This window comes from Streptomyces sp. AM 2-1-1, assembly GCF_029167645.1.
Taxonomy (GTDB): Bacteria; Actinomycetota; Actinomycetes; order Streptomycetales; family Streptomycetaceae; genus Streptomyces.
In genome coordinates this window covers 596,173-609,093 of sequence record NZ_CP119147.1, presented here as the reverse complement: position 1 = coordinate 609,093, position 12,921 = coordinate 596,173, and the positions used below count along the sequence as shown (strand labels likewise).

Below are 12,921 nucleotides of genomic sequence, written 5' to 3'. Positions count from 1 at the left end.
CTCCTCGGCCCCGGTGACCGGGGCGCCGCCGCCGGGACCCCGGCGACCGGTCAGCCGCCGTGCGCCGGAGCGAGCCGGGCGAGTTGCCGCAGCAGCGCCGACCGCCCGGCGCGCGGCACCGTCCACAGCGTCTGGCCCCGCACGCCCCAGTCGGCCAACAGGGCGTTCGCGGCCATGAACCCGCTCGTGGCGGCCCGCTCCATCAGCGCGACCGGCAGTTCGGTGCGGACCAGGTCGCCGGCGACCACGACGGCCGGGTCGGGCGTGCGGACGGCGGGACGGTCGCGGTAGCCGCCCACGGGGAAGTGCGGGCAGTCCGCCCGCCACTCGTGCCGGGAGTCCACCACCCGCACGCCCGAGGTCTCCGGGTAGATCCGGTGCAACTGGCGTACCACCTCCTCCTGTACGGCCCCGCGGTCCGCGTCCGGGGCGACGGCGTACGCGTGCAGCTCCACCACCGATCCGCCGGTGCGGCGGGACCACCGCAGCGCCTCGCCCTCCCAGCGTTCCAGCACGCTCACGTTGTCCAGCGGACCGTAGCCGCTGGTCCCGAGGAAGCCCGGGCGGTCCGCCGCCACGGGACGCTCCAGCCAGAGCCGCGACACCAGGAACGGCGGTGCGGTGCGCAGCCGCGCCATCCTGCCGCGCCAACGGCCGTCACCGAGCCCCGGGGAGGCCGCCACCAGCCGCCGCAGCCCGCCGGAGTCGAGCGCCAGCACCACCGCGTCCCGGTGGTCCGTCCGGCCGTCCGCCGTGACGCCCAGACCGCCCGCCGGACCGGCCACCACGCTCTCGACCGTCGAGCCGGTCCGCACCCGCACCCCGTGCTTCTCCAGGTACCCGTGGAGCGGGTCCCAGAGGGCCTGCGGGAAGGGCTCCGCCGGCACGTCGAAGAGGAGCCCCTCGCTGGAGCCGAGGAAGTAGATGTGGAACATCAGGACCAGCTCCGCGGCGGAGAGGTCCCCCGGGTCCGAGAAGAAGCTCCGCGAGAACACTTCGAAGGCCAGGTGGTGCGCCGCCTCCGGGAAGCGCACCCGGGCCAGGAAGTCGCGGGCGCTGACCGAGTCGAGCCGCTCGTACACCTGCGGGACGCGCACGTCCAGCAACGGCAGCGCGGCGCGCGGGTTCATCCGCAGCAGATCGCGCGCCCCGAACGACGGGCTGAGGGCCACGAATCCCATCGCGCTGAGCGGCGGGGTGCGCGGGACGCGCGCGAAGCTGTCGTACATCCCGCCGCTGTGCCGCAGCGGATAGTCCGGCACGGCGGTGAGCGACTCCAGCCCGGGATCGACCCGGCGCAGCAGCCCGCGCAGGTTGTAGTACTGACGGAAGAAGGCGTGGAAGCCCCGGCTCATGGTGACCGGGGATCCGTCCGCGAGCTGCGTCGACCACCCCGCCAGCCGCCCGCCGAGCGACGCCTCCCGCTCGTGGAGGGTGACCCGGGCGCCCCGCTCCGCCAGCAGGGTGGCTGCCGCGAGCCCGGCGATACCGCCGCCGACCACCGCCACCCGCGGGGCGCCCCCCTCGAACCGGGCACGGCCGTCCGGCGCGCGCAGCACCTCGGCCCGCCGGTCGCGGCCGTGCCGCCGGCCGTCGGGCACCCTGCCTCCCGGCCGCCTCACGCCGAAGCCCCCGACCGGCGCGGCGCCCGGGCGACGAAGGTGTGGGTGATGCCCGTCTGCCAGCCGGGCATCGGCAGCACCCGCACCCCGTCGAAGCCCGCACGAGCGACGCGCTCGGCGAAGACGGGCGCCGTGTCGAACGCGAGGACGCTGTGCCACAGGTGCCGGTAGAGATCCCCGTCCCCCGTCGCACGGCCCAGCGGCATCACCACCGAGCGGCAGACGGAGGTCCACAGGGCCCGGTGCGCCCTGCCCCCGCCCAGCGCGTACTCGTGCACCGCCAGCCGTCCGCCGGGGGCGAGGAGTCCGCGGGTCGCTGCGAGCACGGCGTCCGGGGCGGTGACGTTGCGGAAGAGATAGGCGGCGAACACCGCGTCGAACGGCCCGCCCACCGCCTCCTCCCGGTCCGCCAGCGCCTCCACCGGGGAGTGCACGAAGCGGACCTGGGCGGGCCACTCCTTCGCGGCGGCCTGCGCCAGCATGCCCGCCGAGGCGTCCACGGCCACGATCTCCGCGTACGGGGCGACGGCCAGCAGGGCGGCGGTGGAGGCCCCGGTGCCGCACCCCAGGTCGAGCACCCGCAGCCCCGCCCCGCCGTGCGGCAGACCGAGGCGGCGCGCGGAGCGCCGCAGATGGGCGTGGTAGCCGGGGTTGGCCGCCACCAGACGGTCGTAGGCGAGGGAGGCGTGGTCGAAGGCGGAGGAGAGCTGGGCGTCCTGCAGCAGGGTCATGGAGTGGTCATTCCTCGTCGGGCGGGTGGGGGAGAGCGGATCGGGGGGCCGCCGGCGGGGACCGGCGCGCACGGAAGGGCAGTTCGGCGACGGTCCGCAGCATCGGGCCGACGGGCGTGCGGAGTCCGACGAGCACCTCCTCGCGCAGCGGGGCCGATCCGTCCAGGAAGCGGAGCAGCCGCGCGGGGGGCACCGAGCGGAAGAGACCGGTGAAGAAGGCGGCGCCGTCCACCCGGCCGGTGTCCAGGGCGCGCAGCATGACCGCGTCCATCGCGAGGGACCGGGCACGGTAGGGGGACCGCGTCCGGGGTTCCCCACCCGCGCGCAGTGCCGCCGCCAGGGAACGGCTCTGACGCTGTACGGCGCTGAAGGTGTAGCCGGTGGACGGCCGGGTGGCGCCGCCCGCCGTCCCGATCCGGAACACCGACCGCCCCGCACGTGGCGGGAAGCGCCCGTCGGTCATCGGGATGACACCGTGCTCCGTGGCGGAGACCCGGTAGGGGGAGGCGCCGAGCACGGCGTCGAGGTGGTGGTGCAACGCCCTTTCGTACGCCGCCGGTTCGAGCGGCGTGCGGGAGAACTCGGTGTACTCCACCAGGGCCGACCGGGCGTCCAGCGGGAGGACGTAGGCGAACGACAGGCCGTGGCGCGGCTGCGGGGTCCGGAAGTCCATGAGATCCGCGGTGTCCGGTTCGAACACCGGCCGCTCGGTGCGTACGAACCAGCCGGTGAAGTGCTGGAGGAGCGTGGTCCGGGCGGCCGGTGGCCGCCCGGGCGGGCGCGAGTCGAAGACGTACCGACCCGTCACGACGGTTCGCCGCCCTCCGGCGTCCCGGCCGACGACCTCACCGCCGCCCCCGGCCGCGTCACGCACGGCGAGCACCGTCAGTTCGGCGCGCCGGAACCCGGCGGACGCGTCGAGCCGCTGGTCCACCAGCCCGGTGAAGGCGTCCGAACGGAGCATCTTGTACCGCAGCGGTGCGGGGACCGTCACCGTGGCGGCGCCGTCGGCGGCGCGCACCCTCAGCCGCTGCCACGACGCGGTCAGCGCCGCGTCGAACTCACCACCGGGCGGCTCCCAGAAGCACCAGGTGCGCGGCTGCGGCCGGAGCGGGCCCGGAGGGGCGTCGATCAGGAGCACGGAGAGCGGTACGCGCGCGCCGGGCGCGCACAGCCGGTACGCCAGCGACAGGCCGGCCGCTCCGGCGCCCACGATGACCACGTCGGCGTACGGCAAGGGGCAGCTCTCTCCTGTGGCGGGGGCGGCTTCTCGGACGGGCGTCCACCACCTGTCCGAGAAGCGCGGCGGACGGGTGGACGACGCCGGGCACGGCGGCGGAGCCGCCCCGCGGCCGCGCCGGTGCTGGCGCCGATACTTCCGCAGCGGGGTGCTTCCCGGATGCAACCGGCGCACGGGTGTCGCGCGTCGTACGCGTCCGGTGCTCCCGCACGACCGGGGCGCCGGTCCGTCAGCCGCCGATCTCGGCGGTGATCGCCTCCCACACCCACTGCGGCGGCGGGAGCGGAAGGTCGGCCGGGGTCACCGCGCGTGCGGCGGACACCACGGCACGCAGCGAATCGAGTTCGGCGCTGCACTCCGGGCACCGGCGGAGGTGCCGCGCCGCCGCGCCGGCGGTCGCGGACCGGTGACCGAGGGCCAACTCCGTCAGCTCGTCCTCGTGGACATGGTGCGCCATGGGCACCTCCCTCGGGACCTGCTTCCGCCCGGGACCGCCGGACGGACGCACACGAGCGCCGGACACCACCCGGATGCCGGTCGCGCGCCCCGTGCCGGTCTTCTCCGAAGTCTTCGTGCGCCCGCCGACGGAGCAGGGGGAACGGGTCGTCAGAAAGTGGCCGCCGCGTCGGTGAGCGAGCGCCGCATCCGGACCAGGGCCCGGCGGGCGTGGCTCTTCACGGTCCCCAGCGGGAGCCCGGTCCGCTCGGCGATCTGCACCTGGGTGAGGTCGTCGAAGAAGGCCATGCAGAGGATGTGCCGCTGCACCGGCGGGAGTTTGCCGAGCTCCTGGACGACCAGCACCCGGTCGAGCACCGCATCGGGGCGGGCTCCCTCCTCGCCGCGGACCTGCTCCCGCGCGGCAGAGGCGGCGACCAGTTCGCCGCGCCGGGTGCGGGCGGCCAGGGCGTCGGCGATCTTGCGCCGGGTGATGCCGACCAGCCAGCCGGCCAGGGGGCCCCGCTCGGGGCGGTACCCCGCCCGCCCCCGCCACGCCGCCAGGAACACCTGCTGGGTGACGTCTTCGGCCTCGCGGGAGTCGCCGAGGGAGCGCGCGGCCAGCGTGTGCACCAGGGTGCCCCACCGGCGGAAGATCCGGGCGAAGACCTCCGCGTCACCCCTGAGGAGGCCGTCCGCCAGTTCCGCTGCGGCGCGGTCCTCGTCCTCGCTAGCCTCCTGCACGGGCAGGCGGACCGGAGTTCCGGTCGCACCAGGGCTCGCCGGTAGGTCGACAGCGGTCATCGGTGTCCCTCCTCGTCGGGAGCCGGGGGTAGCCCAAGTTCCGGGTGGCGGGGGCCCGATGGGCCGCGCCGCCACCCGGACCGGAAACGCCCCCGCCCGCCGGAGCCGGAGTGTTCCGGTGGTGCCACACAACCCGGAGCTCCGGCGATGCGGCAACATGCATCGTTTCTGCGTCGTATCGTGTGGGCATGGACGCATCGAAAGGGCGCGTGGACGCACCCGGTGGAGGGCGCGTGGACGCACCGGCCGGAGGGAGCGCGGTCGCACCGGGCGCCTCCCGCCCGGCCGGGTACGACGGAGGGTTGACCACGGGGGCCGTCGCGCGGCTGCTCGGCGTGGCACCCACCACGCTCCGCTCCTGGGAACGCCGTTACGGCATCGGTCCCGCCGAGCGGGAAGGCGGCAGACACCGGCGCTGGACCCCCACCGATGTCGAACTCCTCATGCGCATGTGCGACTTCACCAGCACCGGACTCCCGCCGGCCGAGGCGGCCCGGGCCGCGCTCGTCGCCCGGGGACCGGCTTCCGCCGCAGCCCACCTTGCCGGGGAGGCGGACCCCGCCCCCGCCCGGCCGTCCACCGCGCCGGGCGCCCTCCCGGTCGGCCGCGGCCGCACCGAGGCGCGCGGCCTCGCGCGGGCGGCCGTCCGCCTGGACGCACGCGCCGTCGAGAACCTGCTCGCCCGCGCACTGGACCGGCACGGGCTCGTGACCGCCTGGGACGAGGTCATCATGCCGACCCTGCACGCCGTCGGCCGGCGGTGGGAGAGCTCCGGCGAACGGTACGTGGAGGTGGAGCACCTGCTGTCCTGGCACGTCTCCACGGCACTCCGGCGCGTCGCCGTGGGACCGGCCCCGGCGCGCGGCACCGCTGTGTCCCTGCTCGCCTGCGCGCCCGAGGAGAACCACACCCTGCCGCTGGAGGCCCTCACCGCCGGTCTCGTCCAACGCGGTCTGCCGGTCAGGATGTTCGGCGCGGCGCTGCCGGTCGAAGCCCTGGAGGAGGCCGCCCGGCGCACCGGACCGGCCGGCATCGTCCTCTGGTCGCAGGGCCGTTCCACGGCGAGCCGACCGCTGGCCCAGCGGATCAACTCCATCGAGTGGGGGGTGCGCGGGGCCCGTACGGCCCCGGCGGTCCTGCTCGCCGGCCCCGGCTGGGCGGGTCACCAGCCGGAGGGCGTTCTACGCCCCACCAGCCTCTCCGAGGCGCTCGCGCTGCTCTCCGCGCTGGCCGCCCGCTGAACCGCGGGCGGCCCGGCGCCGCGCCGGAAGCCCGTACCCGGCGTTCGAGGACCGGCACTGCATGATGGACGCGGCCGTGCACGGCGAAGGTTCGGCACGGCCGCGCCGAACGACGAGGGGATTCACCATGCCGCTCCAGGGCGAGTACGAGCCCAGCCCCACCCAGTGGGTGCGCGACCAGGTCGAGTTGTACGAGAGCTCCGGCGGGAAGGAGGGCACCACCCTGCGCGACATGCCGGTCGTCGTGCTCACCACCCGGGGTGCCCGCAGCGGGAAGATCCGCAAGTCCGCGCTGATGCGCGTCGAGCACGACGGTGTGTACGCGGTGGTCGCCTCCCTCGGCGGAGCACCCACGCACCCGGTCTGGTACCACAACGTCGTCGCCGACCCCCGGGTCGAGCTCCAGGACGGACCGGTACGGCAGGACATGATCGCCCGTGAGGTGACGGGGGACGAGAAGGCGATGTGGTGGCGGCGCGCGGTCGAGGCCTTCCCCGACTACGCGGAGTACCAGGAGAAGACGGACCGCGTCATCCCGGTCTTCGTCCTGGAGCCCGCCCCCGCGCCCCACTGATCACCTGGGCCGGAGCCCGTGGACGCCGGCCCGGGAGTCGCGGCCCGTGACGGCGTGAGGCGCCGCCCCGCCGGAGCGGGACGGCGCCTCACGGCTGCGTCAGGGTGCTCAGACGGCCTGCGGCGCGGCGGCGGTGGCGGCCTTCGCCAGCTCGTCGAGGACCGCGACCAGCTGCTGCGCGACCTCTTCGTCGTCCGCCGGGTGCGTCTCGGCGAAACGGACGACCGAACCGGGAACCGAGAGCTTGACCTCTTCCAGCACCGCACCACCGGCGATGCCGACGGCCTTGCGGGCCTCGTCCTGCGCCCACACGCCACCGAACTGGCCGTAGGCGGTACCGACGACGGCGACCGGCTTGCCCGCGAAGGAGCCGGCGCCGTACGGGCGGGAGTACCAGTCGATCGCGTTCTTCAGGACGGCCGGGATCGTGCCGTTGTACTCGGGGGAGAAGAGGAGGAAGGCGTCGGCGGCGGTGGCGTCCTCGCGGAGCTTCGCGGCGACGGCCGGCACGGCGCCCTCGATGTCGAGGTCCTCGTTGTAGAACGGCAGGTCGGCGATCTCCTCCTGGATCACGACCTCCACGCCCTCGGGCGCGAGCTTCACGGCGGCCTCGGCGAGCTGGCGGTTGTGCGAGCCGGAGCGGAGGCTGCCGACGAGGGCGATGATGCGAGTGGTCACGAGGACTCCTGTGAAAAAGCGCCGGGCGGCGGCGGGGGATTAAGCGGACCGTGGTCCGGTCATGGGTATAGCACGACAAGCGGACTGCGGTCCACTTTCCCCGGAGGGCGCTACCCTGGGGGGATGACCGCGCAGATCGGAGCCGAAGAGGCTTCCTCCGTCCGCCCCGTCACGCTGCTCCCCCTGGCCGGTCACGGTGCCGCTCCGGAGCCCAGGGAACGCGCCGACGCCGCCCGCAACCGGATCCGCCTGCTGGAAGCCGCGTCCCGGCTGGTCCGCGAGGTGGGGGCCGAACACGTCACCATGGAAGCCGTCGCCGCCGCGGCCCAGGTGGGCAAGGGAACCGTGTTCCGCCGCTTCGGTGACCGGGTGGGGCTGATGACCGCCCTCCTCGACCACGCGGAGAAGGAGTTCCAGACCGCCGTCATCTGCGGACCGCCGCCACTGGGCCCGGGCGCCCCTCCCCGGGAGCGGCTGGAGGAATTCGGTGTCCGGACCATCCGCCACACCATGAAGTACGTCGATCTGTACCTGCAGGCGGACAACTGCCCGAGCCGTCGCTACCAGGCGCCCGCACGGACGGTGCGCGCCGCCCACGTCACCGATCTGCTGCGGCGTTCCGGCGTGGGGGGCGACGCGGAACTCCTCACCCAGGCGCTCCTCGCCTACCTGGATCCCTCCTTCCTCAACTTCCACCGCAACGGCCGATGTTTCCCGGCCGAGCGGATCGAGGACGGATGGAGGGACCTGGTGGCCCGGGTCACGCACCGGTGCTGAGCCGCCGGACGCGCCCGGTGCGTGCCGGCGCCGGGCTCAGAAGAGGGTGATGAGCACGCTGATGCGCTTGCCGCACGTCAGCCGGGTGATGGTGACCCGTTTCGACAGCCGGCGCACCAGCGGCCATCCGTAGCCTCCGACCCGTACGGTGTCGGGGAGGGTCACCTCGGTCTGCGGCTCCGCGGAACTGGCGTCCGCGACGTCCAGGAGCAGGCCCTCACCGCTGAGCCGGGCGCTGAAGCCGGTGAGGCCGCCCCCGTGCCGGATCGCGTTCGTGACGAGTTCCGAGGTCACCAGCATCGCGTCGGAGATGACCACGTCGTCCGGGTCCATGCCCAGGAGCGTGCAGAACTGCTCGTCCAGCAGCTCGCGCACGATGGCGCGCGCTGCTGCGGCGTCGCGTGGGACGAGCTCCGTGTCACCGGGGCCGCAGTCGTCGCGGTCCACCGGAAGTTCCCAGCTCACGTACTCCTCCGCCCCCTGGACCGCGGAGCCGCCGGGGCGAGGGTCCGTGTGTGTCGTGCCGGCGTCAGCATGCGGCCGCCTCTTCCACGGTCGCGGCCATGACGAAGGCGTCCACCGTGCCGGTGACCTCGAACAGGCGACGCACGGCGGCGCGGAAAGGGCCCGCGAGGACCAGTTTCACGCCGGCGTCCTCGTAGCGGGCGCGCGCGTCGAGCAGGGTGTGCAGCACTGCGGAGTCCGCGAAATCCGTCTCCGACAGGTCCACCACCGTACGTTCCGTCCCCTCGTCCAACGCCGCCCCGAGAGCCTCGGTCAACTCGGGCGCTCCGTTTTTCTCGTCCGCCTCGCCGCGCACTCGAACGAGTGCGAAGCCTTCCTTCTGGACGCGGAAAGCCGTCCCTGTGGTCGGTCTCTTCCGCCCGGTCATTTCACTGATGGTGCTTCACCCCCGCAGAAGTACGCCCATGGCGGGCCGGGAACGTCACGCCGGACCGGGGCGGTCGTCCGCCGTCGGCCCGGCCGCTCGTACCCCGGGTCACGGCGTCAGGATTCCCGCGTAGTAGGAGCCGAGGCGCGTCAGATAGGCCGGGTCATTGGTGTCGTGATCGCGGGCGAAGCGGGGAGCCCCCTTCACCTGCTCCTTCGTGCAGAGCAGGGTGATCACCCGGCGTTCGGCGTCGATCCGCGCGACCATACCCATGGGAATGGCGGTACTGCGACCGAATTTCCACGTACCGGTGTCGACGACCAGATGGTCGAATTCCGGGACGAGGGAGCGCCGGTCCACCGTTCCCAAGGGGTCGTCGGCCGCCTCGACCGAGAATTCGGTCGGGTCCGTCTCGGCCAGCACATCCAGCGCCACGGGGCCGCACCAGACATTTCTCACGTTCTCGCCTTTCCCTACGGCCCGCGCTGCACGCGGGTCACACCGACCGCGTTCCCCGCGTGCCGAAACTCACACGGGAAAAGAACCCCGCGCGTGAGGAGAAGCCCGTCACACCCCTCAGGAGGGGTGTGACGGCCGTGACGGGTTGCCAGGAGGGCCTCGGGTGGAGGAGTGTTGTCGAGGGGCAATGATTCTGTCGTCGAGTAGATGAGGTGAGGGGTCCGCGCAGTGGGCCCTCTTCGTTTGGTGACTTCCGCACACCGGGCGCCCGCCGCCCGTGCGAACGTTCCGGCCGAACCGGCCTGGAACACCGCTCCCTGTCCCGCCCTGGTGGTGGGGTCGAGGGGAGCCGTCGAGCGGGCCAACGACGCCGCGAGCGCGCTCCTGCCCGGAGCCCGCCCCGGAACCCCGCTCACGGACGCGGTTCCGTCCTGGCTGGCGGACGCGCACCACGTCCGGCGGCCGGGCGAGGGCCCGGTCACGGCGGCCGGCACCATCGGCGACCGCAGTTTCGAAGCGCACCCGGCCCGCCAGGAGGACGGCGGGGTGGTGTGGTGGCTGGTGGACGACACCGACCGGCGGCGCGCCGCCGAGGCGCTGCGCAGGGAACGCGAACGCACCGCCTTCCTCACCGAGGCGTCCAACCGGCTGCTCTCCTCGCTCAACCTGGACAAGTGCGCCGAGGTGACCGCCCAGCTGGCCGCCGCGCACCTCGCGGACGCGGCCCTGGTGGTCGCCCCATCGACCAGTGGCACGCTGATCGCCCGGTGTTCCGAGGGCGGTTCGCCGACGCTCACCCGCGAACGCGTGGATCCCGAGACGGTACCCGGCCTCGCCGAGGCGCTCCAGGGCTTCCCGCCCGTGCCGTCGCGGTGGATGGACCCGGCCCTCGCGCCCTCCTGGGTGGTGCCGCAGGACCTCGGCGACGTGGGCTCCATCGTGGTCACCCCGCTGCCCGGCCACGGGGTACCGGCCGGCGCGCTCATCCTGCTGCGCCGGGGGGAACACCAGGCGTTCAGCCGGAACGAGGAGACCTTCGCCCGGCTCTTCGCCGCGCGGGCGGGCGCCGCGATGTCCGCCGCCCGGATGTACGCGGAACAGGCATCGATCACCGAGACGCTGATGCGCGAACTCCTGCCCCCCGTCCTGCACCAGGTGTCCGGTGTGGAATTCGCCGGCGGATACCGCGCCTCGCACGACACCGAGCGGGTGGGCGGCGACTTCTACGACGTGCACCCCGCCGCCGTCGAGGGCGAACCCACCCTCGCCGTGCTCGGCGACGTCTGCGGCAAGGGCCTCAACGCCGCCGTGCTGACCGGGAAGATCCGCAACACCCTGCACGCGCTGCTGCCGATGGCCGACGACCACCAGCGGATGATCGACCTGCTCAACGGGGCACTGCTCAACTCCCACCACGCCCGCTTCGCCACCCTCGTACTCGCCTCAGCGGTACGGGACTCCGCCTCCGTACGGCTGCGGCTGACCAGCGCCGGGCACGCCGCGCCGCTGATCGTCCGCGCGAACGGCCGGGTCGAGGAGGCCGCCACCCGGGGCACCCTGGTGGGTGCCCTCCCCGAGGCCCGGGCCGAGACGGTCGAGGCCACCCTCGCGCCGGGGGAGAGCTGCGTGCTGTTCACCGACGGGATCACCGAGGCCCGGGGCGGTCCCCTCGGGGACGCCCTCTTCGGCGAGGAGCGGCTGAGAACCGCGCTGACCCGGTGCGGGGGGATGCCCGCCGAGGCCATCGTCGAGCACATCCAGATGCTCGCCTCGCAGTGGGTCGGCCCGGGACGCCACGACGACATGGCCGTCGTGGTGATCGCCGCCCCGCGCACCCACCACCTCAGCGCCGTCGACGGCCATACCCGGGGCAGGTTCACCGCATGAGCACATCCACCCTCCCTGCGGCGCACCACCCGCTCTCCCGACTGCGCACCGACCTGTGGGACGCGGTCCTCGAAGGGGACGAGTACACGGCCACCGCCCTGGTGCGGGACGCCCTCGACGACGGCGTGGACGCCGAGAGCGTCCTGCTGGACGTCATCGCGCCCGTCCAGGGCCGGGTCGGCGAGGAGTGGGCCGCCGACCGCATCACCGTCGCCCAGGAACACGCGGCCACCGCGATCAACGACCGGGTCGTGGGTGTCCTCTCGCACGGCCCCGGTGTGCCGCCGACCGGTGCGGCCGGCCGGGTGACCGTGGCCTGCGTCGACGGCGAGTGGCACGCCCTCCCCGCCCGCATCCTCGCCGAGGTCCTGACCCTGCGCGGCTGGCGGGTCGACTACCTCGGCGCCCAGGTCCCCGCCGCCCACCTCATCGCCCACCTGCACCGCACGGGCGCCGACGCCGTGGCGCTCTCCGCCTCCCTCGCCACCCGGCTGCCCGCCGCTCACGCCACGATCACCGCCTGCCAGGCGACCGGCACCCCCGTGCTCGTCGGCGGCGCCGCCTTCGGCACGGACGGAAGGTACGCACGCCTGCTCGGCGCGGACGCCTGGGCCCCCGACGCGCGCGCCGCGGCTCGCCTGCTGGCCGCGAACTCCGGGACCCGGTCCCGGCGCGTCCTCCAGCCCATCGACGACCTGCCGCATCTCGCCGACCAGGAGTACACCCTGGTGGTGCGCAGCAAGGCGCGCTTGGTGAAGGCGGTACTCGCCGGGCTCGACGAGCGCTTTCCCGGGGCGCGCGCCTACACCGAGGCACAGCGTGAGCGGACCGCCGAGGACATCGCCCACATCGTCGACTTCCTGGCAGCCTCCCTCTACACCGACGACGCGGGACTCTTCACCCGGTTCCTCACCTGGACCACCGGCATCCTGACGGCCCGCGGAGTGCCCGCGCACTCGCTCGTACCGGCGTTGGACATCCTGGGCGAGGAGCTCAGGGACTTCCCCCGCGCCGCGCTCCACCTCCGCCTCGCGGCCGCCCCGCCCGGCGATGCCCCTTGTCCGCCCGCACCCTGGGACACCCACGCATGACGACGACACCCTCCGACGACTTCCGGCTCAGCACGCGGTTCGACGCCCAGGGCGCGGTCCGGGTGGAGATGTGCGGCGACCTCGATCACCGATGCGCCGACGCCTTCCTCGACACCGTCGTCGAGCAGCTGGCGGCGGCACCCGGCACGCGCGAAGTGCGGCTCGACTGCACCTCGCTGGGAACCGTCGACTCCTCCGGGCTCGCCGCGCTGATCATGATCCGCAGACACGCCGAGGCGGCCGGGGTCCGGCTGGGACTCGACGGGCGCCGGGCCGCACTCGACCGACTGCTCAGCGTGACGGGTACGCTGGAGTACCTCACCACGACCCCCATGGATGCTGAGCGGGCCCCGGGACGCGCGGCGCGGACCACTTCGGACCCCGCGCACGAGATCTCCTCGACCATCGATGGCGTACGAAGCCGCTCGGGCCGTCCCACCGGCCCGGACGGTTCAGCTTGACGTACGTCGTGCGTCAAGCCCACCCCCGG

General features: G+C 74.1%; 15 protein-coding genes. 6 read left to right on the top strand and 9 right to left on the bottom strand.

Annotated elements, in window-relative coordinates:
* Positions 1-50: 50 nt before the first annotated feature.
* From PZB77_RS02535 to PZB77_RS02515, 5 genes are all read right to left on the bottom strand, one after another.
* Complete coding sequence (locus tag PZB77_RS02535) at positions 51-1,601, bottom strand: NAD(P)/FAD-dependent oxidoreductase (RefSeq protein ID WP_275490865.1); 1,551 nt, start codon at positions 1,599-1,601, stop codon at positions 51-53.
* Between the two features lie 17 nt (positions 1,602-1,618).
* The gene (locus PZB77_RS02530; RefSeq protein WP_275490864.1) at positions 1,619-2,353 is read right to left on the bottom strand and encodes a methyltransferase; all 735 of its coding nucleotides are present in this window, start codon (positions 2,351-2,353) and stop codon (positions 1,619-1,621) included.
* 7 nt (positions 2,354-2,360) lie between these two features.
* Complete coding sequence (locus PZB77_RS02525) at positions 2,361-3,590, bottom strand: lycopene cyclase family protein (protein WP_275490863.1); 1,230 nt, start codon at positions 3,588-3,590, stop codon at positions 2,361-2,363.
* A gap of 232 nt (positions 3,591-3,822) precedes the next feature.
* On the bottom strand, positions 3,823-4,050 hold the full coding sequence (locus tag PZB77_RS02520) for a hypothetical protein (RefSeq protein WP_275490862.1): 228 nt from the start codon (positions 4,048-4,050) through the stop codon (positions 3,823-3,825).
* A 149-nt stretch (positions 4,051-4,199) separates the two neighbouring features.
* Positions 4,200-4,832 (bottom strand): sigma-70 family RNA polymerase sigma factor, encoded by a 633-nt coding sequence (locus PZB77_RS02515; protein WP_275490861.1) that lies wholly within the window; start codon positions 4,830-4,832, stop codon positions 4,200-4,202.
* A 188-nt stretch (positions 4,833-5,020) separates the two neighbouring features.
* Between PZB77_RS02515 and PZB77_RS02510 the strand changes: the two genes are divergently transcribed.
* Both PZB77_RS02510 and PZB77_RS02505 read left to right on the top strand, forming a co-directional pair.
* Entirely contained in the window at positions 5,021-6,073 is a 1,053-nt protein-coding gene (locus tag PZB77_RS02510; protein WP_275490860.1) for a MerR family transcriptional regulator, read from the top strand.
* Positions 6,074-6,200: 127 nt separating this feature from the next.
* Positions 6,201-6,647 carry a nitroreductase family deazaflavin-dependent oxidoreductase gene (locus PZB77_RS02505; protein WP_275490859.1) on the top strand — a complete coding sequence of 149 codons (447 nt, stop codon included), beginning with the start codon at positions 6,201-6,203 and terminating at the stop codon, positions 6,645-6,647.
* 108 nt (positions 6,648-6,755) lie between these two features.
* Here the strand turns inward: PZB77_RS02505 and PZB77_RS02500 are convergent, their stop codons facing one another.
* A complete protein-coding gene (locus PZB77_RS02500; RefSeq protein WP_275490858.1) occupies positions 6,756-7,325 on the bottom strand; it encodes an NADPH-dependent FMN reductase in 570 nt (189 codons plus the stop codon).
* A gap of 123 nt (positions 7,326-7,448) precedes the next feature.
* On the opposite strand from PZB77_RS02500, the gene PZB77_RS02495 reads away from it, so the two are divergent.
* Positions 7,449-8,102: a TetR/AcrR family transcriptional regulator gene (locus PZB77_RS02495; RefSeq protein ID WP_275490857.1), complete on the top strand. Its 654-nt coding sequence runs from the start codon at positions 7,449-7,451 to the stop codon at positions 8,100-8,102.
* Between the two features lie 36 nt (positions 8,103-8,138).
* Here PZB77_RS02495 and PZB77_RS02490 read toward each other — a convergent pair whose 3' ends face one another.
* The 3 genes from PZB77_RS02490 to PZB77_RS02480 form a co-directional block, all read right to left on the bottom strand.
* On the bottom strand, positions 8,139-8,567 hold the full coding sequence (locus tag PZB77_RS02490; RefSeq protein ID WP_275490856.1) for an ATP-binding protein: 429 nt from the start codon (positions 8,565-8,567) through the stop codon (positions 8,139-8,141).
* Between the two features lie 64 nt (positions 8,568-8,631).
* Positions 8,632-8,994, bottom strand: a complete 363-nt coding sequence (locus PZB77_RS02485; protein WP_275490855.1) for an STAS domain-containing protein — start codon at positions 8,992-8,994, stop codon at positions 8,632-8,634.
* 108 nt (positions 8,995-9,102) lie between these two features.
* A complete protein-coding gene (locus PZB77_RS02480) occupies positions 9,103-9,429 on the bottom strand; it encodes a PRC-barrel domain containing protein (RefSeq protein ID WP_275490854.1) in 327 nt (108 codons plus the stop codon).
* A 354-nt stretch (positions 9,430-9,783) separates the two neighbouring features.
* Here PZB77_RS02480 and PZB77_RS02475 point away from each other — a divergent pair, with 354 nt between their 5' ends.
* The 3 genes from PZB77_RS02475 to PZB77_RS02465 are packed head-to-tail and all read left to right on the top strand — an operon-like array spanning position 9,784 to position 12,892.
* Positions 9,784-11,340 (top strand): PP2C family protein-serine/threonine phosphatase, encoded by a 1,557-nt coding sequence (locus PZB77_RS02475; protein ID WP_275495890.1) that lies wholly within the window; start codon positions 9,784-9,786, stop codon positions 11,338-11,340.
* Positions 11,337-12,431, top strand: a complete 1,095-nt coding sequence (locus PZB77_RS02470; RefSeq protein WP_275490853.1) for a cobalamin-dependent protein — start codon at positions 11,337-11,339, stop codon at positions 12,429-12,431. Before PZB77_RS02475 ends, PZB77_RS02470 begins: the two co-directional genes overlap by 4 nt.
* Entirely contained in the window at positions 12,428-12,892 is a 465-nt protein-coding gene (locus PZB77_RS02465) for an STAS domain-containing protein (RefSeq protein ID WP_275490852.1), read from the top strand. The genes PZB77_RS02470 and PZB77_RS02465 overlap by 4 nt, the downstream gene beginning before the upstream one ends.
* The last annotated feature ends 29 nt before the right edge of the window (positions 12,893-12,921 follow it).

Bases quoted from the DNA above. Each gene is read 5' to 3' on its own strand.
- PZB77_RS02465 (WP_275490852.1), top strand. From the start codon at position 12,428: ATGACGACGACACCCTCCGACGACTTCCGGCTCAGCACGCGGTTCGAC.
- PZB77_RS02515 (WP_275490861.1), bottom strand. From the start codon at position 4,832: ATGACCGCTGTCGACCTACCGGCGAGCCCTGGTGCGACCGGAACTCCG.
- PZB77_RS02510 (WP_275490860.1), top strand. From the start codon at position 5,021: ATGGACGCATCGAAAGGGCGCGTGGACGCACCCGGTGGAGGGCGCGTG.
- PZB77_RS02520 (WP_275490862.1), bottom strand. From the start codon at position 4,050: ATGGCGCACCATGTCCACGAGGACGAGCTGACGGAGTTGGCCCTCGGT.
- PZB77_RS02485 (WP_275490855.1), bottom strand. From the start codon at position 8,994: ATGACCGGGCGGAAGAGACCGACCACAGGGACGGCTTTCCGCGTCCAG.
- PZB77_RS02495 (WP_275490857.1), top strand. From the start codon at position 7,449: ATGACCGCGCAGATCGGAGCCGAAGAGGCTTCCTCCGTCCGCCCCGTC.
- PZB77_RS02470 (WP_275490853.1), top strand. From the start codon at position 11,337: ATGAGCACATCCACCCTCCCTGCGGCGCACCACCCGCTCTCCCGACTG.
- PZB77_RS02530 (WP_275490864.1), bottom strand. From the start codon at position 2,353: ATGACCCTGCTGCAGGACGCCCAGCTCTCCTCCGCCTTCGACCACGCC.
- PZB77_RS02505 (WP_275490859.1), top strand. From the start codon at position 6,201: ATGCCGCTCCAGGGCGAGTACGAGCCCAGCCCCACCCAGTGGGTGCGC.